The sequence below is a fragment of the Cereibacter sphaeroides 2.4.1 genome, from assembly GCF_000012905.2.
Lineage (GTDB): Bacteria > Pseudomonadota > Alphaproteobacteria > Rhodobacterales > Rhodobacteraceae > Cereibacter_A > Cereibacter_A sphaeroides.
Map to the genome: position 1 here is coordinate 1,931,860 of NC_007493.2, position 24,186 is coordinate 1,956,045.

Below are 24,186 nucleotides of genomic sequence, written 5' to 3' on the forward strand. Positions count from 1 at the left end.
AGGCGCCGGAAGATCGGCCCCGGAATTCGGTCATGGCCCGCGGCGATGGCGTGGGGCCCAACCTGCCCTATCGTTGGCGACGGATGATGCTCGAAGGGGGAAGCGCCGCCGTGACGGAGGAGGATGACGTCACCAGCAGCAAGGTCCCCCACCGGACGAGGCCACGATCAGAGGTCTCGGACCATCGCGGCGAAGTCGGTCACGGCCGCGCCCATGGCAGTTGCGGCGGTGTCCATCGTCTCCATCTCGGCCGTCAGCCCCTTTGCGGTGGCGGCCGCATCGGTCGAGGCCTCTTCGACGCCGGCAATTCCGTGATCGACGCGGGCCACGCGCTCTGCGGTGTCGGCCATGCGCGAGGCGATTTCGGCCGCGACGGCGCCCTGCTGTCCGGCCGCGACGGAAATCAGCCGCGCCTGCGCCTGCACCTGACCGACCGCCTCGACGATGCCGCGCACGGCCGCGCCATTGGCCTCGACCGCGCCCGTCACCGCCCCCACCTCGGCGGCGATCTCGCCGGTGGAACTGGTGGTCAGCGCGGCAAGCTTGCGCACCTCTTCGGCCACCACCGCGAAGCCGCGGCCCGCCTCGCCTGCCCGTGCCGCCTCGACCGCAGCATTCAATGCCAGAAGGTCGGTCTTTCGCGCGATCCCCTCGATGAAGGAGACCACGCCCCGGATGCGGCCGGTGGCGCTCTCCAACGCCTCGAGCGAGGTCTGCGCCGCGCCGGTTCGCGCGGTCGTCTCCTCGATCAGGCGGCTGGTGCGAACCACACCCTGCACCACCTCCTGCGCCGAGGCCGACATCTCCTCGGCCGCCGAGGCAACGGTCGCGACATTGGTGGCGGCAAGCCGCGAGTTCTCCCGCACCTCCCGGCTCTGCCGGCCGGCTTCCTCGGCGGTCACCACCATCTTCCCGGCCGCCGTTGCCACCCGCGTCGAGGCGGTTCCCAAGGCTTCGACCGCACGGCCGGCCTCCTCTTCGATGTGGCGCGACAGCCGGCGGATCGGCCGGATCAGCCAGGCCGACAGCAGAAGCCCCGCGATCAGGATCAACCCCGCCAAAGCCGCCGCCGTCACCCTCGCCGTCCGAAGTGCCGCGCGCGCCTCGGCGAAGGCTTCCTCGGCCGTGATCTCGGACACCATCCCCCAGGTCATCCCGCCGATCCGGGCGGGCCGTACCGCGGCCACCATCGGCTCGCCGCCGAAATTCGCGCCTTCGAGGCTTTCCGCCTTGCCCGCCCGTGCGGCCGCGGCCACCGGCCCCGCCACCGGCGTCCCGACCTCGATGTCGGCCGCCCGCCGCGGCACCGAGCGAAGGCGCCCGTCCGCCCCCACCAGATAACCGTCCGACGTCTCGAACCGGCCGAGCTTGCGGCGCATGATCTCGTTCAGAGGCTCGATCGGGATCTGGAAGGCGAGGATGCCGACAAGGGTGCCATCCTTCTGCAACGGCAGCAGGATGAAGCCCGCATGTGCGTTGTAGGAGGGCGCATAGGGCTCGAAATCGGCGATCAGAAACGGGTCGCGCCCGCCTTGCTTCGCCATCCTCTGCGCGGTCCGGGCGAAGGCGCTGTCGCGGTAGGGGCCGGAAAAGAGCGAGGTGCCGAAATCGGTCTCCTTGAAGACCGTATAGAGGATTGTGCCGTTCTCGGGCTCGATCAGAAACAGGTCGTACAAGCCGAAGCGTTCGAGATAGCCGCGCAGGAACGGATGATGCCGGCGGTGGGCGGCCGAATAGGCGCTGCCGTCGCCGGCATCATCGAGCCGGTGCTTCTCGCCCACGGGCTTCGGGTTGGCCGAGACATAGAGATGCTGGAGCCGCCGCGCCCCCTCGTCGAGCGCCATCCATTCCTTCTGCGCCCCCGCCTCCGCGCCGCGCGTCGCCTGCAACTGCAGGTCGTACCGCTCGGTCAGTCGCGCCTCGTCGACCCGGAAGGCGGGATCGGCCAGAAGCCCGGCCCGGCCACGGGCGAACTCGTCGAGGGCTGCAAGCGTGGCGGGATTGTCGGCGAGGCTTTGCCCGATACGCACCAGCGTGGCGAACCACGTCTGGATCTGTGCCTCCTTCATGTCGGCGGCGAGTTCGAGCTCCGCCTCGACCGAAGCCTGCGCGGCCTCCCGGAGGCGCGAAGTATCGAGCGTCAGGATGGCCGCGGCCGGCAGAAGCCCCGCCAGCAGCAGCGCCAGCGTGATCTTGACGCGAAACCGGAAAATCCAGACCAGAGCACGCATGCAATCCCCGAGTGCTTGCCACCAATGAAAGCCGCACTGATACAGCGGGAAACCGGCACGGCAAGAGCACCCCTAAAATGTATGGGGTTATGCGGCGCATAAGGCTGAACGGTCGGACACCCCACCCGACTGGGCAGGCCGGCAAGAACACCTTTGTCGGGAACACCTCTCTTGCGCTGAGACTGCAGCGCCCCCCAATACCGCCGCTCTTGCATCGGCCGATCGCAACGACAAGGCCGGGCATCGTGGACCGAAGGTACTTTATTCGCAACGCCTTGTTGCGTCCGCCTGGCGAAGGGAAAATGACCCGGAAGCAGGCTGACGACGCAATCTCCGCTTTCAAGAATTTCGTGGTGACCGGGAAATGCATTTCAACGCCGCAGAAAACGTCCAGTCCCAGATACCGGCTTTGCAGATGCCGGTCGCCCTAAATACCGCCCCCGAAGCGCGTATGCCCCAGAACCAGCAGATCGTGCTACTCAAGCGCGACGAGATATTCAGCGGCATTCGAGCAGCTGGCGTGCCGGAGGGTTCGAGATGAAGCCTTCTTCGAAGATCGCGTTCAGTTGCCGGAAGCCAACAAGTTCATTTGAGGAGTGTGAGATTGGGCACCCTATGCATCTCGCCGCAGCCGCGGGGGCAAAGGATGCTGCCGGGCTCGATCACCTGCTCGATCCGTTCATCGGCTCCGATGATGGGAAGGGCCATCACTGGCCCTCCTTCTTCAGCACCACCACGGCGGCGCGATCTGCGCCGATGCACCCCGCCTCGCGGGCGAGCTTGTAGAGCCGCTTCAGCGCGTCGGCGCGGCGGTACGCGGCCGAGCTCTCGCGCTCAGGCGTGCGAGGTGAGCAACGAGGCATACCAATGACATCAAGCTAGAAAATGGTTCGCTGGGAGGAGTCGATACGACACGCCTACGAAGAGCGACTGCGCCGCTTTCCGGATGATCCTCCTCTCGGATGGCGGCTGCTCTACAGTCCCCGACACGTTCTCACTGGCGCCACCGCGGCATTCATTGGATTGAATCCGGGAGGTGCTGCGCTTGATCCAACCCATGGGGAGTTCTCTTCGGAGACCCGAACCAGTACAACGCCGAGGCGCTGAAGGCGATCGCGGCCGGCACCCACAATGGCAAGTTCATGACGGCCCACACCGCCGAGAAGCTCGGCGAGGTGTTCCGCGGCGCCGCCGGGCACCGCGGCCGCTTCGCCAAGGGCGAGGCCACGGCCTTCGTGATCGACGCCTCCGGCTCGATGTTCTCCGAGCGGATGGACGGCCGGCCCCGCATGCAGGTGGTCAAGTCGGCGATGTACGGCCTGATCGCCTACAAGCAGGCCAACTGGTCGTAACGACCCCGACCATGGCCCGGGCTTCTTCCGGGCCATGGTTCCCCTTCCCACCAGCCAAGGATCTCCTGCTATGACCATTACCTTTCGCACCCCGCACCGGATCCCCAGCCCGCGCGTCGCGCCGTCGACGCGCCCGAGGGGTCTCACGCCCGTCACCGGCCCGATCCCCGACACCCTCACTGGCCGCATCTTGCTGCTCGTCGACGCAGAAAACCTGGTGCTCTCGGCGCGTGACCTCGACGTCGCCCTCGACTTCGAGGCGCTGCGAGCCGCATTTGCCCGCTACGACCGGCGCCAGGTCGAATGCCATGCGGTCTATTCCCAAGACATCGGCGACGGCCCGCTCGCGGTGCATCTGGTGCGGCGCGGCTGGCACCCGACGCCTCGCCCCCCGATCCAGCGCCTGCCCGCCGACCGTGGGCACCGCAATGCTGACAACTGGTTCGTCTTCGTCGCCGCGCGCAGCCTCCGCTCTGTTGGGAAGGAAGAGGACGTGCCTACGGCGAGAAGGAATGGCCGGTATCGGTCAGGCACTCACTACGCTACGGTCGGATAGCTATCAGCCGGTACCGCGGCCGTTGCGGGAGTTGTATGGAGGGCTAGTGATTGGCTACCGTGATGATCGGTCGTTCTTGACGAGGGTTCTCAGATGAAGGCTTTCTTAAAGCTTCTCAGAATTTTTTTCTTCTTTGTTGTCTATTTCTGCATCGCCCTATTGATCGTTGCTTTTGGTCTTCAGAGTTGGCCGGTTGGCGGCCAGATGCTCTTTGCGTTTGGCGCCCCTGTTTTTCTGATCTGGTGGCAAGAGAGGAGGCGATCGCGAAAAGTCCCCACGAAAGCTATTGCCGAGGGAAGTTTGGAAACGCGAACCTCCCGACCTGAGCCGGTACCGCGCCAGAGTACCTACGAAGATCGTATTGAGCGCGAACGAACTCGCGAAGCCAATGCTTCCAAAGCACCGGTTGGCGTTCAGGCCTATTCCTCACCAAAGCAGGACTACGCCGAGATCGTTCGCGCTGGAAGGTCTGCAGCGCCAGCTCTTGCGGCGGTCGTTGAACGAAACCAGCCCGTGCGCGCTGTATCGAGCACATCGACCCAATCAACGAAAAGTGGGTGGGTCCCGTCTGGCGAAACAGCTAGCGTGGCCGGCCGCAACATCGGCGGGATGGTCTATGTCGGCACGCCTCCCCTGCTGAACACCTACGGGTATCGTGACAAGTGCCGAGCCTATATCGATCCGTCCCTATCGGTCGCGCGCTCTGGATCCGACAAAGCTGGTGAGGGGATGCCCTATTGGCCAGGGTACTCGGACATCTCACCCCAGTGCAGGGCGACCTACCTTGATTGGCTGGCCAGCGGGCGAAACGATGCCTCCTACAACCCCGGCTACATGTTCCTGTACTTCTACGGGTTGGAGCGTCGCTTCTTCGTCGATCAGTCGAACGAAGATGTCAAGGATATCGTCCAGGAGGTTCGGCGGCTGCAGTCGCTTTACCCTGACAACCACTCGGTCAGACGCTATTTGGGTGAGTTCCTTGACATTGCGATGCTTGCCGAAACCGACCTCGACGCTATCGAGCCGATTCTTGAGAAGCAGGGCTGGGAACTTCCGTTCTCACTCAAATACGCAATTGGAGCTCGGATCGACAAAGGCGAGAACCTGACGGCTGACTGGTTGCTGAGTTGGTTCATGTGCCATCCGGAAACAAATCTGAGAACTCCCGCGACTCGGTGCCGTGACGAGTTCATCGCTCTTTTCCGCATGCGGTTTGATCGGCGTTTTCCTGATGGGCTCAAGGTGACCAAACCCCGGAAGTCACTCACGGCATCCTATCGAGCCGCTTCCAGCGAGTTTCAGGGGTCCGCCAACCCAACCGTGGACGGCAAGCCTGTCCCGGATATTTCCGGTCTGCGCAAACCGGTCGAGATTGCCCAAGAGTTGGCTGACGAGGTGATGAACGATCTCGACAAGCTCAGTCGCTTCTTGGGCCGAAATCCTGACGGCCGCGGAAGCGTGGAAGCGCATGCCTTGTTGCCCTCTGATCTATGGGAAACATTCCCGTCAGAGGAAATGGACCGGTTGAAATCATGGGCAAGCGATATCGTCGATCGGGACGGATTGGTGTCGCTTGAGGAGGTGATCGGACGTCTGGAGGGAGAAACGAACGAGAAGATCGGGAAGCGGCAGATGACAGGAGCGGCCGACGCGCTCGCGCGTCTCGGTTTCGGTCTGGCGCCCGACCCTCGGTTTGCGCTCCGATCGCCCAAGGCGGAAGAGCCTGTTGTGCTGTTCGACCTAAGCGAACCCATCGAAAGACTGGAGGAAGTTTCCGACAGCTATCGAAGCGCCTTGATGGAATTGGCACTTGGGTCGTTCGTCGCACATGCGGATGGTCGGATCGCGGAGCCTGAGCGCAGAGCGCTGGAAGATCAAGTTTCTGCCGCGGCCCTCAGCGATCAGGAACGCCGCAGGCTGCGCGCGAACCTTGAATGGTTCCTCGCCGTGCCACCGGACATGACGCTTCTGCGGCGCAAACTGAAGGAGGTTGGTCAAGATAGCCAGGCTGCCATCCGTGCAGCGCTGGTTGGTGCAGCAAATGCAGATGGAATTATTCACTCCGACGAAGTCGCGAGCATCGAGAAGGTCTACAAGGCTTTGGGCCTCGACCCTGCGCTTGCCTACTCGGACCTTCACGCCGGCGAAATTGTGGATGGTCCCCGCACTGTTCGTGCCTCGCAACCGGGCCGTGCAGGCGAATCGATACCCGATCTTGAAAAAGCCAGCGGGCCTAAACTCGATGCTTCACGGATCGCGGCGATCCGTTCGGACACCGAGCGCGTCTCGTCTGTCCTTGGTCAGATTTTCGATGTCGAAGAGGAAGAGAGCGGTGTCTCCGCGTCTGCCAATCAAAGCCAGTTGGCAGGGCTTGACCCGAAACACAGCGCCCTTGTTCTCGAATTGGTTAATCGGGAGCATTGGTCTGAAACCGAGTTCGAGAAGATATGCACCTCGAAGGGTTTGATGGCGTCGGGCGCTTTGGAAGCCGTGAATGAATGGGCCTTTGAGAACTACGATGAAGCGCTTCTCGAGGAATATGATGGATACGACGTGTCTCCGGACATTGCGGAGGCAGTAAAGGAAAAAATGAATGCGGAGGGCGGGGATGTCGAAGCTGAAACCACGTGAACGAGATGCAATCGTGCAGGCTCTTCGGGCGGGGGTCGTGCCCAAGCTCGGGTTGCGTCATATACAGGTCGGCCGCGTCCGGGAAATCGAAGAACTCGTCAAAGACATGGATCGGATATCCGATGGCGGTTCGGCCATTCGGTTCATCATCGGCGAATACGGGTCCGGCAAGACGTTCTTCATGAACCTGATCCGCCTTGTTGCCCTCGAGAAGGGTCTGGTGGTGATGTTTGCGGACCTGGCGCCCGACCGGCGTATTCATGCGACCGGCGGACAAGCCCGAGGGCTCTATGCTGAGATGGCTCGTAACCTGTCGACGCGGACGAAGCCCGATGGTGGGGCTTTGGCCAGTGTGGTGGAGCGTTTCGTCAGCCAGGCTCACCGCGATGCTGAGGAACGCGATGTGCCCACGGGGTCAGTCATTCGTGAACGCCTCGGCCACTTTGAAGAACTTACTGGGGGTTTTGAGTTCGCTGAAGTCATCCGTCGATATTGGGAAGGCCATGAGACAGGTGACGACGAGCTGAAATCCGCAGCATTGAGATGGCTGCGCGGTGAATTCGCGACACGCACAGACGCGCGCAAGGCGCTCGGCGTACGCACGATCATCGATGATGCCAGTGTCTACGACCATCTGAAGCTGATGTCAGCATTCGTGTGCGAGGCCGGCTATAAGGGTTTGCTCGTCGGCCTCGACGAGATGGTAAACCTCTACAAGCTAACCTCGTCGCAGGCCCGTAATGGCAACTACGAGCAGATTCTTCGGATCCTCAACGACGTGCTGCAAGGCAGCGCTGAAAACCTCGGCTTCCTGATGGGCGGGACACCGGAATTCTTGATGAACACCCGCCGAGGGCTCTACAGCTACGAGGCCCTTCAGTCGCGTTTGGCCGAGAACACCTTCGCGCGAGACGGTTTGGTCGATCTTTCGGGGCCTGTTGTTCGGCTGGCCAGCCTGACCCCGGAGGACCTCTTCGTTCTTCTGGCCAATGTTAGGCGGATCATGCAAGACGACACCGATGCTTTGCCGGACGCCGCGCTCGAGGCTTTCATGGCGCATTGTTCGGATCGGATCGGCGAAGCCTACTTCCGGACGCCACGCAATACGGTAACGGCCTTCGTGAACCTGCTTTCTGTGCTCGAGCAAAACCCCGGAGTCGAATGGAGCGATCTGATCGAAAAGATCGAAGTCTCCGAAGACCTCGGTGAAGACATGACTGAGGTGGACGAGTCTACCGATGCCCATGACCCTAGTGACGACGATCTGATCAGCTTCAAGCTCTGACGCCGATGAGCAGTGCGTTCGACAAGCTGGCGAGGCCTGTGCAGAAATGGATACGCCAGCAAGGATGGCGCGAGCTTCGCGACGTCCAGGCGCGATCCATCAGGACGATCTGCGAGACCAACGCTGATTTGATCGTTGCGGCATCGACAGCGGGCGGAAAGACGGAGGCGGCGTTCCTGCCTTTAATTTCCCAGGTGCTCGACGCGCCTGCCAACGGCACCGGCTTCGACCTGCTCTACATCGGTCCGCTGAAAGCGTTGATCACGGATCAGGCCATGCGGCTGGAGGACATCTGCCAAGAGACAGAACTACCAGTTGTCCCGTGGCACGGGGATGTTTCACAGTCGATCAAGACGCGCGCGTTGAAATCTCCCAAAGGGATCCTGCTGATAACCCCAGAGTCCCTTGAAGCGCTTTTCATACGTCGCGGTTTGGAAATCGCGCGCCTGTTTGGGGTCACGCGGGCGGTTGTGATCGACGAGTTGCACACGGTTCTTGATAGCGAACGCGGTGTCCAGCTTCGTTCACTGCTCACAAGGCTTGAGCTCGCCCTAAGGCGTCCCATCCGACGCATAGGTCTGTCGGCTACGCTTGGCGACATGGAGCTCGCCAAGGCCTATCTGCGCCCGGACTCCGCAAAATCTGTCCAGCTCATCCAAGCAGAAGGTGGCGACGCTGAATTGCGGCTCCAGCTTCGCGGCTATTTGTCAGGCGATGAGGATGAAAGCAGCCAATCCGCAACGGACGCCATCGCAAACCATTTGTTCAAGCAACTTCGAGGCAGCGACAACCTTGTATTCGCAGGGGCACGGCAGCGAGTAGAGATCTACGCGGATCGGTTGCGTGAGCTTTGTGAAAAGGAACACCTGCCGCAGGAATTCTATCCCCACCACGCCAGTCTCTCCCGCGAACACCGCGACTTCGTGGAGCGCCGCCTTAAGGATCCTGCGAAACCGACAACCGCGGTCTGCACGTCGACGCTCGAGCTTGGAATCGACATAGGTGACGTGACCTGCGTGGCCCAAATCGGGGCGCCATTCAGCGTCGCGGCGTTGCGACAACGTCTCGGCCGGTCAGGTCGGCGCGAGGGACAGCCAGCCATACTCAGGCAGTACGCTGTCGAAACCAAGCTTACCACAGAGAGCAGTTTTGTTGATCGCCTTCGCCTCGGCCTGATCAGGTCGATAGCAATGATTGACTTGTTGCTGGAAGGTTGGTGCGAGCCGCCGAAACCGGAGGCGCTTCACCTTTCGACTCTCGTCCACCAGATACTTTCGATTATTGCTGAGCGCGGCGGTGCTTCTGCGAACGTTATCTACAACGTGCTGTGTCGCGAGGGCCCCTTCCGAAAGGTCACGACCGAAGTTTTTGCGAATGTACTGCGTGCGATCGGTCATCCTGAAACTGATCTGATCGAACAGTCTAGAAGCGGGCTCCTACTCCTGGGCAAGACGGGCGAAAGGCTAGTCGAGCATTACAGCTTTTACGCCGTATTCCAGACACCTGAGGAATTCCGGTTGGTTGCAGATGGGCGAGACCTTGGCACCCTGCCGGTCGACAATGTTCTCGTCCCAGGTATGTTGCTGATCTTCTCCGGGCGTCGTTGGGTGGTTCAAGAAATCCATGATTTAGAGAAGGTCATCGTGGTTAAGCCCGCAAAAGCAGGAGTGCCTCCAGTCTTTGGCGGCGACCCGGGTGACATTCATGACAAGGTAATCGAACAGATGTTCGCAGTCCTCGAAGGGGATTTCAAACCCGTGTACATGGACGCGGTTGCCCATACTATGCTCGAGGAAGCACGTGCTCACTACGACCAACTGGAGTTTCAGGCCAATAACATCCGCAGTCTTGGTGAGCATACATGGATCATCGCAACGCGGTTCGGGACGGTGAAGACATCAACGTTAGCGCTTGCACTGAGAAGCGAAGGGTTCTTGGTCGAGCAACATGACGGGTTCTTGGTAGTTGAGGCCGGGGATGAAACACCAGATCTTCAAATGGTGCTTGCACGGTTGTCGGCCGGATACACGGGCGACATCTTCGCCGGCGCTGAAAACCTGATCACGGAGAAGTTTCATGTTTACTTGTCGCGACCTCTTCTGGAGCTGGATGCTGTATCATCGCGGCTTGTGCCTGGTCTTCTTCCGGGGATGACCAGTAGAATCTTGCAAGCGTGACGATCCCGATGGCAAACGTTCGATCTCTGTTCCATCTCACCGAGCGCGACCGGCGTCGAAGTGTTCAGGTCGAAACTTGGGAAATTCAATTCTACCAATAGCTTACAGGCTATTCACCAAATCGGCGCAGTCATGAGGTCCAGAGAATATCAGCCCTGAGAGACCGCTTCCGGGCCACGTGGCAGCAGGGCCAGTGCTCAGCCCCTCCCGCATAACTATCGAAAACAACGGAAAAATCCGGCCGCAGCCGGATGGGGAGAACGCTTTCGCAGGGGCAAGTGGCGGAGCGAGAGGGATTCGAACCCTCGAGACGGTTCCCCGCCTACACACTTTCCAGGCGTGCGCCTTCGACCACTCGGCCACCGCTCCGTCAGCCGCTTCTTACCGTGCAGCATGAGGGACGGCAAGGGCCAGCGATGGAGAGCTGAAGGATCTTCTGAGGCGTCCGAACCTGTGCGCCATGATGAAGCGGCACAGGGGCGATCCTGTATCCACCGAGTGCATCTGCACAGGTCAAGCCGCTTCGCGGCAATGCTCCGGGTGGGGGCTGAATGTCCAGCATCCGAAGCCGGCGATGGTGGTGGAAGGCGGTACAGTGGCCGAGGGAGGGCGCCGCGAACTGGGGACTGTCGACGCGTTGGCGGGAAGGGCGGGGCTCCGTCAGCGTCCGGATCCGCGGTCCCTTTCTCCATTTTCCGGGGGCCGATGGGGGGTGACGAACTCTTGCTCCGGGAATGGCGGCAAACCACGGCGGTGTACTGTCGGACGATGAGGACCAGCCTGCTGCACCTTGCTCCAGTCGCCCGGAGAATCAGCCGATCCTGCGGTCGCGAAGGACGCGCCCCTGCTCGATCCTATCCCTGATCGGCTCGGCGTGTCGTGGATCGATCTTCTGCGCAGCCGCCGTCCACCTGTCGCATACGGTCCGCCGCGCCTTGCCGCACCAGGCGCAGAGCCTCGTCGGCGGTGCCGGGAACCTCTCTGCAACATGCGTCCTCAGCGCCCTGCTCACTGCCTATGCTGCTCAACCGGCGCCAAGGAGCGAAGCTCCAGGAGCGGCTCGGGGAGGCGTATCAACGACCGCGGAGGAAGAGATGGATCTCTTCGCCTCCCTGGATCCGCCGACGCCCGATCAAATCCCGCACTACCCTGCCCTCTCGGCTGGGGCGCCAGCTGTTGCTTCCGGATAAGATGTCGACTCCGGGCGAATTGCCGCATCGAAGGGCGGGCAGCGCCGGCCAGCGGCTCGGGCACAGGGATTGTCACCTCAGCGGAGCGCGGGGGTCGGCCCCGACAAGGCGGAGCTGGCCTCACCTCCGCGCTCCGCATCCGCCTGCCGAACGGCATGAGGCCTTCGGCTTGTCCCCGCCGAGACCGAGACGCCGGACGCCGACGGCCTTCAAGGCGGCCGGATCTACCACCTGCCCCGGCCGAAATCTGCGGACGTCAAAGCCCCGTCACCGTCCCTGTCGCGCCAGGCGAACCAGGATCCGGTGCTTCCGACGAACTCGTCCCGGCTCACCCGGCCGTCGCCGTCGCGGTCGAGGCGGCCGGGACCGTCGGGGCCCGCCGCTCCGGAAGTGCCGACCCGGGACGCCCTCCCCGCTGCGGCGCGGTTGGCCTCCTGCATCGCCGCACGCATGGCCCCCATGTCGGCCAGTTCCTGCGGGCCGAGCGCCCCATCGCCGTCGCTGTCGAAGGCGTCGAACAGGTCGGCCCTGCGGCTCTGCGCCTCCCCGAGCGTGACGCGGCCGTCGCCGTCCGCATCCCACTGCTCGACAAACATCGCGCCCGGGGTCTGGGCCGCGGCTCCCGTGACCTGCAGCATGAAGACCAGCGCCATCGCATCTCGTCCGAACATGACCAAACTCCTCGTTACATGGTGCTTGAACGTCGGGCCGCCCCACTTCCGTCGGACATGCGGGAGCGGCACGGGGCTCCCCTCATCACCGCATGCGTGACGGCGGTGGCTCGCACTCACCGCCTCCGACTGCCGGACGCGCGGCGCACCGAATGGCCGCCCCGGCCCGCCGTCGCTCGGCCTCGCCCTTTCGTGACTGCCGCTTCAGGCCCCTGTCAGGGAGACGGGGGCAACCTCCCGTCCCCCGCGTGCTGCCGGAACCGGCCCCGCGCGATCCTCGTTCCATGCAGATCCGGCGCGCCCTGAGCCCGCCCCCGGCGCAGGAGTTTCCATGCCGCGACCAGTCAGCCTCGCCTCCCTCGCAACCGCCGTGCCTCCCCATCGCGTCACCCAACGCGAGGCGGCGGAGGCCGCCCATGGCGGCTTCGCGGCCCGCTACGACGATTTCGCCCGCCTTGCGGCCGTGTTCGAGACCTCGGGGATCCGCACCCGTCATCTGGTGCGCCCGGTCGAATGGTATCTGCAACCGCTCGGCTGGGAGGCCCGCAACGCCGCCTATCTCGAAGCAGCAGAGGCCCTGTTCATCGAGGCCGCCACCGCCGCACTCGAACGGGCCTCGCTGAGCGCGGCCGAGGTGGACACGGTGGTGACGATCTCCTCGACCGGAATCGCCACGCCCAGTCTCGAGGCGCGCGTGGCCGACAGGATGGGGTTCCGGAGCGACCTCGAACGCGTCCCGGTCTTCGGCCTCGGCTGCGCGGGCGGCGTCTCCGGGCTCGGCCTCGGGGCACGCCTCGCCGCCGCGCGGCCGGGCAGCACCGTCCTCGTCGTGGCGGTCGAGCTCTGCTCGCTGTCATTCCGGCTCGACCGGCTGACGAAGGAGAACATCGTCGCGACGGCGCTGTTCGCCGACGGGGCGGCAGCCGCGGTGCTGCGGGCCGTCGACGGGCCGCTGACGGTCGAGATGGCGGGCCAGCACTCCTGGCCGCAGACGCTCGACATCATGGGCTGGCATGTCGACGACGGCGGGCTCGGCGTGATCTTCGACCGGGCGATCCCGCCCTTCGCCGAGGCCCATGTGGCAGGGGCCATCGAGGCGATCCTCGGCCGCGCGGGGCTGACGCGGGCGGAGGTCGACCGCTTTGCCTGCCATCCCGGCGGAGCCAAGGTCATCACGGCGCTCGAACGCTCCCTGTCGCTCGAGCAGGGCACGCTCGATCACGAGCGCGAGGTGCTGGCCCAGAATGGCAACATGTCCGCGCCGACCGCTCTCTTCGTGCTCGCGCGCGTGCTGAACGCCGAGCCGCCACCCCGCACCCTCCTCACCGCGATGGGGCCGGGCTTCACCGCCAGCTGCGTCTCGCTTCAGGCGGCGGCATGAGCGGCGCGGCGCTCCTCCTCGCCTTCGTCACAGCCGAGCGGCTGGCCGAACTGTGGCTCGCGCGGCGCAACACCCTGCGGCTGAGGGCACGGGGAGCGGTCGAGGTGGGCGCCTCGCACTATCCGCTGATCGTGGCGCTGCATGCGGCCTGGCTCGCGGGCCTCTGGCTGCTTGCGGCGGGCAATCCGGTCGACCCGCTCTGGCTTGCGGTATTCCTCGGCCTCCAAGTAGCGCGGGTCTGGGTGCTGGCCACGCTCGGGCCGCGCTGGACGACGCGCATCCTCCTCCTGCCGAACGAGCCGCTCGTCGCCCGCGGCCCCTACCGCTATGTCTCGCACCCGAACTATCTTGTGGTGGTGGGCGAGATCGCCGTGCTGCCGCTCTGCCTCGGGCTGCCGGGCTATGCGCTGCTCTTCAGCCTGCTGAATGCGGCGGTGCTGGCGATCCGCATCCGGGTCGAGGGCGCGGCCCTCCGGGCGGCCCCCCGTGCCCAGTCCTGAGGCGCGCGCCACGGGCCTGCGCACCTGGGCGGCCTTCACCGCCATGTGCCTCGGCATGTTCATGGCGATCCTCGACGTCCAGATCGTCGCCACCTCGCTGCCCGAGATGCAGCGCGCGCTCGGGATCTCTCCCGACCGGATGAGCTGGGTGCAGACCGCCTATCTCATCGCCGAGGTAATCGCGATCCCGCTCACGGGGGCGCTCATGCGCATCCTGACCATGCGCGGGCTGTTCGCGCTGACGACCTCGCTCTTCACCCTCGCCTCCATCGGCTGCGCGGCCAGCGAGAGCTTCGGGCCGCTGGTGGCCTGGCGGGTGCTGCAGGGCTTTGCCGGCGGCACGCTGATCCCCGCAGTCTTCGCGGCGGTGTTCCTGCTGTTTCCCGTCCACCGGCAGGGTCTCGCCACCACGCTTGCGGGCGTGCTCGCCGTGCTTGCGCCCACCGTCGGGCCGGTCGTCGGCGGCTGGATCACCGAAAGCTGGTCGTGGCACTGGCTCTTTCTCATCAACGTGGCGCCGGGCGTGCTGGCGGTGGGGATCGGCGCGACCCTCCTGCCGCGCGAGCGGCTGCGGCTCGCCGAGGCGCGGCAGCTCGATCTCGCAGCCCTCGGACTCCTTGCCCTGTCTCTCGCCGCGCTCGAGATCGCGCTGAAGGAGGCGCCGGGGCGCGGCTGGACGAGCGGCCTTGTCCTCGCTCTTCTCGCCCTCTGGGCCGCCGCGGGCGCGGGCTTCGTGCGCCGCTGCCTGAGCGGCCCCCGCCCCGTGGTGGAGTTGCGCGCCTTCGCCGACCGGCGCTTCGCGCTCGCCTGCGTGCTGAGCTTCGTGCTCGGGATCGGTCTCTTCGGGTCGGTCTATCTGATGCCGGTCTTTCTCTCCTTCGTGCGCGGACACGGGCCGCTCGAGATCGGAACGATCATGCTGGTGACGGGCGTGGCGCAACTCCTGACCGCGCCGCTCGCGGTGGCGGCCGAGCAGCGGCTGGGGGCGCGATTGCTGACGGGTTTCGGCTTCGCGCTCTTCGCGGCGGGCCTTGCGCTCAGCTCCTTCCAGACGCCGCGCACCGATCATGACGAGATGTTCTGGCCGCAGGTGGTGCGCGGGGTGGCGATCATGTTCTGCCTGCTGCCGCCGACCCGACTCGCGCTCGGCCATCTCTCCGAGGCGCGCGTGGCGGATGCGAGCGGGCTCTTCAACCTGATGCGCAACCTCGGCGGCGCCATCGGCCTCGCGCTGATCGACACGGTGATCTTCTCGCGCAGCGCGGGCCATGGCGAGAGCCTTCTTACACGGCTCACCGCCCGCGATCTCGAGGCCGCGCGCTTCGTGGGCGTGCCCGAGGCGATGCTCGCGAGCCTGCCGCCGGGGCCGGTGCCGCCTCAGGCGCAGGCGATGCTGGCGCCGCTTCTGGAGAAGGCGGCCCTCACCCAGGCCATCAATGAAGCCTGGGGGATGATCGCGCTCCTGACGCTGGCGGCGCTTCTCTGCGTGCCCTTCGCCCGGCCGTCGCGCGGGCAGGATCGGGCCGCCCCGGTCACGCCGCCGAGAGCGTCGCCACGACGCTCTCCCACCCCGCGCCGCCGGTGACGGTCAGGATGAGGCTTCCGGCCGCGTCATAGGCCTCGACCGACAGGGCACCCTCGGGAGCCCGGTCGGTGAGGAAGACCCCCGCCAGATGATCCGTCCGCAGATGGAGGTTGTAGGCGGGATCCATCACATTGATCCAGTAGCCCGCGGGCAGGATGCGCGCGACCTGCCCGCGGAAGATCTGAAGGCAGCCCGTCGTCCCGCCGCGGATCTCGAGCGGCACGGCGGCGGTGGCCGCACGTTCCAGAAGCTCCGTCATGGCCTCGGGCCGCAGGGCCCGCACCTCGGGCAGTTCCGCCAGACGGTCGGGCGCCCGCTGCCCCTCGGCGGCGAGACGCGCGGCAAAGAGGTCCGCCGGCATCTGCCGCCAGTCTGCGGGACCCGCTGCAGGTCCGGGCGCCACGGCGGCGAAGGGCACGGCATCCACCTGCTCGGCCAGACGCAGCTCCGCCACCAGACGGTCGAAGGCCTCGGATCGGCTGTCGGCGACGAGGTGGATCTTGTGCACCGCCTCTCCCGCCGCATCGAACACCTGCACCGACCGCTTGGCGCCCTTCGCGGTCGGCTCGGTCACGGCGAAGGCATGGACCCAGTGGCGCGGGTCGATCAGCATCTCGATGCCCTCGCCCCTGAGCCTCAGCCGCCCCACCTCCTCGGACAGGGGCCCGTAGAGCCCTTCGCGCTCCTGCACGGCCGAGCGGTTGCGGGTGAGCGCCAGCGCCGGGCCCAGCTCCCGGGCGAGCGGCAGGAGGCGCCGGGGATCTGCCGCAATGGCCACCACCTCGGGGCCCGTGAAGGCCGCCACCAGCGCCGCCTCCGGGATGCCGTGGCTCTCGGCGAAGTCGCGGGCGCGGGCGCGGGGCTGGGCTGCCCGGGCGGCGCGGATCTCGGCTGGGGTCATCGGCGGGCTCCTCTGGACGCTGCGCCCATGGTTGCCACGGCTCCGCCCGCAGGCCAAAGGCGCAAAATGCCGCCGCGGCCTTCCGCTCAGATCACGAGAAAATCGGCGGCGGTCAGCGCAAGCTCCGGCGTCACCCAAGCGAAGCGCACGGCGGCCGCGGCACCCGTCCCGTCGCGGTCATACCAGAGCGCGCCCGTGTCGGTCTCGTAGAGGATGCGGTCGAGCGCGTCGAGCGCCCGCCCCTCCGCATTGGCCGCAAAGGCCGCGTCGGCCAGACTGCCCCGCGGCAGCGCCCGGAAGATGGCGTCGTCGAGGCGGATCGTGTCGTCGGCAACCGAGAAATCCGTGATCCTGTCGACGTTGCCGCGGCCAAGCGCGGTCGCGAAGACGAAGCTGTCGGCACCGGCTCCGCCGGTCAGGCGGTTGGCCGCCGCATTGCCCGCGATCACGTTCGCAAGCCCGTTGCCCGTGCCGCTGATGGACCGTCCGCCCGCCAGCGTCAGGTTCTCCACATTGGCCGCAAGGGTGCAGCTCGCCGTCGAGATCACCCGGTCGATCCCCTGCCCCGGAAGCTCCACGATCCGGTCGAGGCCGTCGCTGTGGTAGATGTCGTTGCCCGCCCCGCCGCGCATGATGTCCGAGCCCCCGCCGCCGTTCAGGACGTTGGCCACGCCGTTGCCGATGAGCCGGTCGTTGCCGCTGCCGCCCCGCGCGGCCTCGATCACCGTGCCCGGGGCGATCGAGAGATTGCCCTTCGCGCCATAGATGTCCGAAATTGCGCCCGGCCGCAGGTCGATGAGTTGCGGAGCCTCTGCCCCGCGCAGGTCGAGCCTGTCCCACCCGCCCTGGTCGAAGATCGTCCAGGCCACGGGATCCGCGGTCATGGTCGCCGCGCGGTCATACATGCCGCCCGCCGTCGAGCCCGTGCCATAGACCGTGTTGTCTGCCCGCAGCCCGCCCGGCGTGCCATAGAGCGTCTGGATCGCCAGAATGTCGGCGATCATCGGGGTCACGACGAACGCCTTGTCGGCGTCGATGTAGCTGTTCTCGGTCTGACTGAAATAGGACATGACGCTGGCCTGCCAGCTGTCGTTCAGAAAGAGCGCGTCGCTCGCATAGTCGGCCGAGCCGTTGTAGTTGCCGGCATGGCCGAGACCCAGCGCATGGCCGATTTCGTGGATGAAGGTCTGCAGGCTGTAGCTGTTCAGGTCGGTGCCGTAGTCCGCGAGCCAGTCGCGGCCGACATTCACATTTGCCTTGATCAGCCGTCCGCCCGACAGGGTGGCCGTGGAGTGAGCCCCGTTCTCCCTGTCGTCGATCACGATATGAACCGTCGCGCCGAAGCGGGGGGCCGTATTGAACTTCAGCCCCGTGACATCCGCCCAGGTGTCCAGCGCGGCCCGCGCGAGACGCTGGCCATCGGCCGTCAGACCAGACAGGTTCACGTTCAGCGTGTCTCCCGGCTCCACGTCGAAGCGGCGGATGGAATGGCCCTCCGACCTCCAATAGCCGCTGACGAGTTGATCGGCGATCTCGCGCATCGAGGCCACCGCCGGTTCGGCGGCGAGCCTGTTCGCCGCGGTCGTCTGGAAGGCAGCGGCCTCGGCGCGTCCGTCGCGGTCCGTCAGTGCGGTTTCGGGCCCTTGCCCGGCGAAAGTGGGAAAAAGCGAGGAAAGGAACATGCAGATAATCCTCAAAGTTCTCGATGAAAAGGCTAGTGAAACGGCGGCAGGGGCGGCTCTGTCAGGGAAAGAAGTGTCTCGGCGAAGTCCGCAAGCGCCTCATCGGAAAGCCGGTCAGTGTCGGTGGCGACCAGATCGAGGACCGGGCTCGCGCCCTGCCCCGCCCCGGACTGCCAGCTGAGGCGCGCGCTCACCGCGGTGGAGGTCGACTTCTGCAGCTCCAGTCGGAGCAGCCCGCCCTCTCGCGCCCCGACGCTGCTTTGCAGCGCCACCCCGTATCGGCTCAGGACCACTGTCTGAAGCGCGGCGCAGAGCCGCTCTGCCGAGGGCTCGGCCGCAGCGGGGCCAATGCAGGCGAGACACGCGGAATCGGCATTGGTGACAGCGGGAATCGCCGTCAGGCAGAGGGAGGCTGCAAACAATCTCAAATTGAGCGACAAGGGCCGACTCCACATCTTCCGGCTGTACCGTTAGCTCTTGAGGCGGCGGCGCAGCAAGCGTCTTGTTCCGCAAAAGCGAACGACCGGCTGCGGCGGATCGCCGTGGAGCGGTCTTCGCAATGCGGGCGCGGACAAGGTCAGTCCTTGTAGGAAATCTCGATCTCGATCCGGCGGTTCTGCGCCCGGCCTTCCTCGGTTGCATTGTCCGCCACCGGGTCGAACTCGCCGCGGCTCACCGCGGTGATGCGTCCGGGATCGACGCTGCCCGAGGCGACAAGCTCGCGCACCACGCTCGCGGCGCGACCGGCGGCGAGCGCGATATTGTCCCGGAAGGCGCCGCCCGACACGGGGACATTGTCGGTATGGCCCGTCACGGTGATGGTGCGTTCGGGGTTGCGCGTGGCCTCGGCGATCCGGGCCATGACCGCGCGCGCATCGGGCGTGAGGTCGTCGGAGCCGGAGGGGAAGGATCCGCCCGCGCCGAGGCTCACGAACACCTTGCCGTCGGTCTGCTCCACCTTCACCAGCCCCTCCGCCACTTCGCGGTCGAGCGCATTGCGCAGCCGGAGCGCATCGAGTTCGGCCCGCACCGACTGGCGCAGCGCAGCGCCCGTGTCGCCGCCCGCGGGCGGCCCGGGCGGCGCCCCCGTGCCCTCTCCGGGGCCCGCAGGCCCGGCCTTCGGCTCGGGCCGCGGCTGGGCCGTGGTCTGCGGCTCGGGGAGCGGACCAAGCCCCGCGGTCTCTGCCAGAGCCCGCGCGAGGCTCTGCGCCTGCTGCCGCCCGTCCTCGCCCGACAGCTCGATCACGACCTCGCCCTCGTCCGAGCGCACCTGCAGCTTGCCGTCCTCGAGCGCCTTCTTCAGCGCCTCGGCCACCCGCTCCGCCGCGTCGCCGCCGTCCTCCGACCCGCCCGTGTCCGACTTCTCGTCCGGCTGGGCCCCGTCGGGATCGGCGGTGGGCAGGCCGAAGTCGATCATCGTGTTGCCCGAGGTCGCATCCCGGATCGAATGGAAGCCGAAGGTCTCCCGCATCGCCCCCGCCATCTTGCTGAACGAGGGCTCGTCGAACTTCGCGAAGCCCAGGATCAGCACGAAGAAGGCCATGAGGTTGGTCGCGATGTCGGCAAAGGTCGCAAGCCATGCCGGCGCGCCGGGGGGCGGACATTTCGGGCAGTCCTCGCCCTCGTCGTCGTCGGGGACGGGCGGCTGGAACCGGATGACCTTGGGCTTTGCGGACATGGCCTGGCCTCACGCCGCCTTGCGCTTCATCTGCTGCTTCCGGTCGAGGGCGCAGACCATCTGATCCTCGATCATCCGCGCCGACTCGCCACGCGCGATGCCGCGAAGCCCCTCGATCACCAGCTCCCGGTAGGTCACCTCGTCGTTCGAATAGCCTTCGAGCTTGTTCAGGATCGGAGCGAAGATCACGTTCGCAATGAGAGCGCCGTAGAGCGTCGTGAGCAGCGCAACCGCCATGGCAGGCCCGATCGACTTGGGGTCGCTCATGTTGCCCAGCATCAGGACGAGGCCGATCAACGTGCCCACCATCCCCATGGCGGGCCCGATGTCGATCCAGGCCTTCACTGCACCCTGATAGGCCTCGTGCCGCGCCTTCATCGCCTTGATCTCGTACTTGAGCTGCTTGACGAGCTTCGCTTCGTCCGTCCCGTCTACGAGCAGCTGCAGCCCCTTCTCGAAGAATGGGTCCGGCACGGCCCTTCCTTCGAGCGCCATGATCCCATCCTTCCGCGCGAGGTTCGACAGCTCGACCATGGTCGAGATCACCTCGTTCATATCGAAGCGCGACGGCTTGAAGACCTTCATCATCGCCTTGAAATGGCCCAGAAACACCGGCAGCGGTTTCATGGCGAGGACAATGAAGGCCGTGCCCGCGACGACAATCACCAGGGAGGGAATGTCCACGAAGGGCGCCACGCCGCCCGCGTAGATCATCGACCCCACCACCATGACGATGGCGCCGATCAGGCCAATTGCCGCTGCGATATCCATTCCGGTCCCTCCGGAGCCATCATCCAGGTCCGGAGCGGCAAGATCCGTGCCACGGAGGCCTCGGGATCCAGTAAAAGTGAGGACAGTCGGCGCGAGGGGAAGATGCAAAGCGGATCGAGAGGCGCGGTATCCTCCGGATCTTCTGGCTAAGTCGCGTCCGCTTCGGCCCGCCGCCCGCCCGTCGCGGCGGCTCTCGGGCGTCCTGCGCGGGGCATGCCTGCCCACGGGTTCTGCCTTGAAGAAACCGATCCTTGCCAAGCCACTCGGCAGGATCTTCCACCGGCCCTCTGTCGTCCGAACCGCGAACCATCGACGACGGACGGAACGAGATGGGGCGCTTCTGGGCGGCCGCACGTCGCGGAGCGCGGGAGCGCACGGGCGCGGCCTCGCGCGGATCGGCCGGAAAGACGTGGCGGCCGCAGCAACGCAAGTCTGTCCCCGAGCGCCGCCCACCTCTTGCGGCGATGACCGCTCTTGTGCGCCGCATCTGCCAAGGCAGGCGCGGGATCCCTCAGTGGGCGTGGCGGCGGGCCTCACTTCGATCCGACCTGCTGTCGATCCTGCGGCTCAGTTCCGAGAGGCGGAGCACCATGCGGTTGATCTCCTCCACCCCGATGGACTGCTCGCGGCAGGCGGCCGAGATCTCGGCCACCAGCGTGGAGGTGCGGCGGATGTCGGGCACCAGCTCCTCAAGGCCGGAGCGTGCTTCCTCCGATGTCGCCAGCGTCGTATGCGCGAGCTGGTCGATCTCGTGCGAGGCCGCGGCCGCGTGCTCGGCGAGCTTGCGCACCTCGGCCGCCACCACCGAGAATCCGGCGCCGTGCTGCCCCGCCCGCGCCGCCTCGACCGCGGCATTGAGCGCCAGAAGATCCGTCTGCCGCGCAATTTCGCGCAGCACGTTGATCTTGTCCGCGATGAGCCGCATCGCATCTGCCGACCGCTCGACGGCGGCCCCGCCTGTCTCGGCCGCCCGTGCGTTCTGGGCGGCGAGCTGTTCCGTCTCGCTCGCATTGCCGGCGGTGTGGCGGATGGTGCCCGTCACCTCCTCCATCGCGGAGGAGGCGCCCACCAGCGCCCTCGCGATCTCTTCGGCCACTTCCCGATCGCCCTTCACCAATTCCTCGCGTTCGGACTGGACGGCATCGAAATAGGTCGAGACGCCGTAATCCATATCGAGGAGCGCGACCTTCACGATATAGCCCAGCGCATGGGCGGCCCGTGTCGCGCGCCGGCGGCCGAAGAAGCCGCGGCCCGCCATCCGCGGCAGCATGGTCTGGACGATTTCCTCGAGAATGAGGGCATAGCCGCCGAGATACCAGCGCGGTTCGAGGCCGATGCGCGCATGGGTGCGCCCGACCCGCACCGCCTCCTCGACATAGGCGGCGTCGATTTCGCCCGAGGCGAGACGGGCCCAGTGCCGCGCCTGCCGGGACTTGGCAGAGTCCATATGGGTCGCGTCGGCGAAGAACCCGGCCGCCGACGTCTGTCGCATCCGTTCGTGGAAGCGGTCGAGGGCGCGGCCGACCGCCTCGTTCAACAGAGCGCGGGTCGCATCGTCCAGAGCATCGTCCCGGCCGATTCCGAGAAACCTCAGCCGCTCGTCCAGTAAGTCCGTCGTTTGCATGTCGGGCACCGTTCGGATTGCACGGCCCGAGCATGAACCGGGGATCGCTGACGAAGTCTGAACGCGCTTTCAAATTCGAAGAGGTTGGTGAATGAAGGGTCAAGCGTCCCTGACGCCCGCGGCTCAGACGCCCGGAAACGGCCCCGCCCCCGTGGCGCCAGTCAGGTCTGACCGCGCCCCGAGCCTGTGGCCTCCCTTCTCGAGCCTCGCCGCGGGGCCGCCCACGGGGATCTGCGGTGTCGAGGTACGGACGCGATGGCCGCGCCGGATGCGCGCCTCGGGCAGCACATCGGGGCCCGGTTCCCAGCAGACGGCGCGCGCGCAAGTGCCGTGGAGAGACGCGGGCAAGCTGCCCCTCCGGAGCCGCATTGCCCGAGGATCAGCGCCCACCCCGCAGTGATCAGCCGCCGTAGACCGTCACCTGCGGCAGGTCGGTCAGGCCGAGGCCCAGGGCCCGGTAGGCGGCGAGCGAAAGCTGGGCCGCACCCTCCCCCGGTCGGAGCGTCACCGCGAGAGACCGGCCGCCCGGCAGCTCGACCCGGCCCGGCCGCTCGGCCGTCACCAGCGACGAACGGAGCCAGAAGCCGCTCTCGGCCGGAGCGCCGAGGGCCACCGTCACGGTTCCGAGCGCGGCGCCTCCCGCCTGCGGCGCCATCGCCTCGCGCCGTTCCGCCTCGGTCGTCCGGTCGAAGCTCTCGGCTGCCACCCCCTGCCCGCCGGGGATCGGGCGGGCGGCAGGCGCCGGCGGCGGAGCCATGGGGGCCGCGGTCTGCCGAAGCGAGTCGCAGGCGGTCAGCATCAGGAGAGCGAGGGCGGCAGGGGCAAGGATTTTCATGCCTACGACGATAGTCTGGGGCCGACCTGCGTCAACCGGCCCATGCGGCGCTTGTGGGCGGAGTGTCGCAGCCCTACCTTCTCACCATGACTCCGATGCTCCCCTCTCCGGCCGCTCCGTCCCCGCTGCTGATGGATCCGTTCGCCCGCGCGATTTCCTATCTGCGCGTGTCGGTCACCGACCGCTGCGACTTCCGCTGCACCTACTGCATGGCGGAACACATGACCTTCCTGCCCAGGGCCGAACTTCTCACTCTGGAAGAGCTCGACCGGCTCTGCTCGGCCTTCGTGCGGATGGGGGTGCAGAAGCTGCGCGTGACGGGGGGAGAGCCGCTGGTGCGGCGCGGGATCATGACCTTCTTCCGCGCCATGTCGCGCCATCTCGGGACGGGCGCGCTGAAGGAGCTGACGCTCACCACCAACGGCTCGCAGCTTGCCCGCCATGCCGACGAGGTGGCCGCCTGCGGCGTGCGCCGGGTGAATGTCTCGCTCGACACGCTCGACGCCGAGCGGTTCGCGAAGGTGACGCGCTGGGGCCGGCTGCCGCAGGTGCTCGACGGGCTGCGCGCGGCGCGCGCCGCGGGCCTCCGGGTCAAGATCAATACGGTGGCCCTGCGCGGCTTCAACGAGGACGAGCTTTTCCGCCTCGTCGACTGGTGCGGCGCCGAGGGCCACGACCTGACCTTCATCGAGGTCATGCCGATGGGCGAAATGGGCGAGGACACGCGCCTCGACCAATATTGGCCGCTGACCGAGCTGCGGACGCGGCTGGCGGAGCGGTTCTCGCTGATCGAGCTCAGCGAGCGGACCGGCGGCCCGGCCCGCTACGTCCGCCTTGCCGAGACCGGCCAGAAGATCGGCTTCATCACGCCGCTCACCCACAATTTCTGCGAGAGCTGCAACCGGGTGCGGCTGACCTGCACGGGCGAGCTCTTCATGTGCCTCGGACAGGAGGACCGCGCCGACCTGCGCGCACCCCTGCGGCGGACGTCCGAGGACGGCCCGCTGGAACAGGCGATCCGCGAGGCCATCGCCCGGAAGCCCAAGGGCCACGATTTCGACTATTCGCGCAAGACGGTGGCCGGGCAGATGTCGCGGCACATGAGCCACACCGGCGGCTGATCCGGGACGGACGGC

21 protein-coding genes and 1 tRNA gene are annotated in these 24,186 nt (G+C 66.2%); 10 read left to right on the plus strand and 12 right to left on the minus strand.

Going from position 1 to position 24,186, the window contains the following annotated elements:
• Positions 1-167: 167 nt before the first annotated feature.
• Positions 168-2,231 (minus strand): methyl-accepting chemotaxis protein, encoded by a 2,064-nt coding sequence (locus RSP_RS09355; RefSeq protein ID WP_011338076.1) that lies wholly within the window; start codon positions 2,229-2,231, stop codon positions 168-170.
• Positions 2,232-2,595: 364 nt separating this feature from the next.
• Between RSP_RS09355 and RSP_RS09360 the strand changes: the two genes are divergently transcribed.
• Complete coding sequence (locus tag RSP_RS09360) at positions 2,596-2,772, plus strand: hypothetical protein (protein ID WP_017140251.1); 177 nt, start codon at positions 2,596-2,598, stop codon at positions 2,770-2,772.
• A gap of 44 nt (positions 2,773-2,816) precedes the next feature.
• On the opposite strand, the gene RSP_RS22660 is transcribed toward RSP_RS09360, so the two are convergent.
• Together RSP_RS22660 and RSP_RS09365 are read right to left on the minus strand one after the other, a co-directional pair.
• Positions 2,817-2,939 (minus strand): hypothetical protein, encoded by a 123-nt coding sequence (locus tag RSP_RS22660; RefSeq protein WP_017140252.1) that lies wholly within the window; start codon positions 2,937-2,939, stop codon positions 2,817-2,819.
• On the minus strand, positions 2,939-3,094 hold the full coding sequence (locus tag RSP_RS09365) for a hypothetical protein (RefSeq protein ID WP_017140253.1): 156 nt from the start codon (positions 3,092-3,094) through the stop codon (positions 2,939-2,941). Before RSP_RS09365 ends, RSP_RS22660 begins: the two co-directional genes overlap by 1 nt.
• A 279-nt stretch (positions 3,095-3,373) precedes the next feature.
• Here RSP_RS09365 and RSP_RS09370 point away from each other — a divergent pair, with 279 nt between their 5' ends.
• The 5 genes from RSP_RS09370 to RSP_RS09390 all read left to right on the plus strand — a co-directional run bounded on the left by RSP_RS09370 (position 3,374) and on the right by RSP_RS09390 (position 10,232).
• Entirely contained in the window at positions 3,374-3,583 is a 210-nt protein-coding gene (locus RSP_RS09370; protein WP_011338078.1) for a hypothetical protein, read from the plus strand.
• A gap of 70 nt (positions 3,584-3,653) precedes the next feature.
• The gene (locus tag RSP_RS09375) at positions 3,654-4,139 is read left to right on the plus strand and encodes a PIN domain-containing protein (protein WP_011338079.1); all 486 of its coding nucleotides are present in this window, start codon (positions 3,654-3,656) and stop codon (positions 4,137-4,139) included.
• 93 nt (positions 4,140-4,232) lie between these two features.
• Positions 4,233-6,770 (plus strand): tellurite resistance TerB family protein, encoded by a 2,538-nt coding sequence (locus tag RSP_RS09380; RefSeq protein ID WP_023003681.1) that lies wholly within the window; start codon positions 4,233-4,235, stop codon positions 6,768-6,770.
• The gene (locus RSP_RS09385) at positions 6,748-8,055 is read left to right on the plus strand and encodes an ATP-binding protein (protein ID WP_023003683.1); all 1,308 of its coding nucleotides are present in this window, start codon (positions 6,748-6,750) and stop codon (positions 8,053-8,055) included. Before RSP_RS09380 ends, RSP_RS09385 begins: the two co-directional genes overlap by 23 nt.
• A gap of 5 nt (positions 8,056-8,060) precedes the next feature.
• Positions 8,061-10,232: a DEAD/DEAH box helicase gene (locus RSP_RS09390; protein ID WP_011338082.1), complete on the plus strand. Its 2,172-nt coding sequence runs from the start codon at positions 8,061-8,063 to the stop codon at positions 10,230-10,232.
• A gap of 279 nt (positions 10,233-10,511) precedes the next feature.
• Here RSP_RS09390 and RSP_RS09395 read toward each other — a convergent pair.
• Both RSP_RS09395 and RSP_RS09400 read right to left on the minus strand, forming a co-directional pair.
• Positions 10,512-10,601: transfer RNA gene (locus RSP_RS09395), tRNA-Ser, on the minus strand.
• A 1,045-nt stretch (positions 10,602-11,646) separates the two neighbouring features.
• Positions 11,647-12,093 (minus strand): EF-hand domain-containing protein, encoded by a 447-nt coding sequence (locus tag RSP_RS09400; RefSeq protein WP_017140256.1) that lies wholly within the window; start codon positions 12,091-12,093, stop codon positions 11,647-11,649.
• Between the two features lie 331 nt (positions 12,094-12,424).
• Here RSP_RS09400 and RSP_RS09405 point away from each other — a divergent pair, with 331 nt between their 5' ends.
• The 3 genes from RSP_RS09405 to RSP_RS09415 are packed head-to-tail and all read left to right on the plus strand — an operon-like array spanning position 12,425 to position 15,559.
• On the plus strand, positions 12,425-13,474 hold the full coding sequence (locus RSP_RS09405) for a type III polyketide synthase (protein ID WP_011338084.1): 1,050 nt from the start codon (positions 12,425-12,427) through the stop codon (positions 13,472-13,474).
• A complete protein-coding gene (locus RSP_RS09410) occupies positions 13,471-13,974 on the plus strand; it encodes an isoprenylcysteine carboxyl methyltransferase family protein (protein ID WP_011338085.1) in 504 nt (167 codons plus the stop codon). Before RSP_RS09405 ends, RSP_RS09410 begins: the two co-directional genes overlap by 4 nt.
• The gene (locus RSP_RS09415) at positions 13,961-15,559 is read left to right on the plus strand and encodes an MDR family MFS transporter (RefSeq protein WP_011338086.1); all 1,599 of its coding nucleotides are present in this window, start codon (positions 13,961-13,963) and stop codon (positions 15,557-15,559) included. The genes RSP_RS09410 and RSP_RS09415 overlap by 14 nt, the downstream gene beginning before the upstream one ends.
• Here the strand turns inward: RSP_RS09415 and RSP_RS09420 are convergent.
• The 7 genes from RSP_RS09420 to RSP_RS09450 all read right to left on the minus strand — a co-directional run bounded on the left by RSP_RS09420 (position 15,507) and on the right by RSP_RS09450 (position 23,050).
• Entirely contained in the window at positions 15,507-16,460 is a 954-nt protein-coding gene (locus RSP_RS09420) for a hemin-degrading factor (RefSeq protein WP_011338087.1), read from the minus strand. The two genes, RSP_RS09415 and RSP_RS09420, sit on opposite strands and share 53 nt — an antisense overlap.
• 86 nt (positions 16,461-16,546) lie before the next feature.
• Positions 16,547-18,142 (minus strand): M10 family metallopeptidase, encoded by a 1,596-nt coding sequence (locus RSP_RS09425; RefSeq protein ID WP_011338088.1) that lies wholly within the window; start codon positions 18,140-18,142, stop codon positions 16,547-16,549.
• 32 nt (positions 18,143-18,174) lie between these two features.
• Positions 18,175-18,582: a hypothetical protein gene (locus RSP_RS09430; protein WP_011338089.1), complete on the minus strand. Its 408-nt coding sequence runs from the start codon at positions 18,580-18,582 to the stop codon at positions 18,175-18,177.
• Positions 18,583-18,719: 137 nt separating this feature from the next.
• Positions 18,720-19,820, minus strand: coding sequence for an OmpA family protein (locus RSP_RS09435; RefSeq protein ID WP_011338090.1), 1,101 nt, complete (start codon positions 19,818-19,820; stop codon positions 18,720-18,722).
• A 9-nt stretch (positions 19,821-19,829) separates the two neighbouring features.
• On the minus strand, positions 19,830-20,591 hold the full coding sequence (locus RSP_RS09440) for a motility protein A (protein WP_011338091.1): 762 nt from the start codon (positions 20,589-20,591) through the stop codon (positions 19,830-19,832).
• Positions 20,592-21,102: 511 nt separating this feature from the next.
• Positions 21,103-22,215, minus strand: a complete 1,113-nt coding sequence (locus RSP_RS09445) for a globin-coupled sensor protein (protein ID WP_011338092.1) — start codon at positions 22,213-22,215, stop codon at positions 21,103-21,105.
• Positions 22,216-22,615: 400 nt separating this feature from the next.
• Positions 22,616-23,050: a hypothetical protein gene (locus RSP_RS09450; RefSeq protein WP_011338093.1), complete on the minus strand. Its 435-nt coding sequence runs from the start codon at positions 23,048-23,050 to the stop codon at positions 22,616-22,618.
• A 95-nt stretch (positions 23,051-23,145) separates the two neighbouring features.
• Between RSP_RS09450 and moaA the strand changes: the two genes are divergently transcribed.
• Complete coding sequence (gene moaA, locus RSP_RS09455; RefSeq protein WP_017140258.1) at positions 23,146-24,171, plus strand: GTP 3',8-cyclase MoaA; 1,026 nt, start codon at positions 23,146-23,148, stop codon at positions 24,169-24,171.
• Positions 24,172-24,186 lie beyond the last annotated feature (15 nt).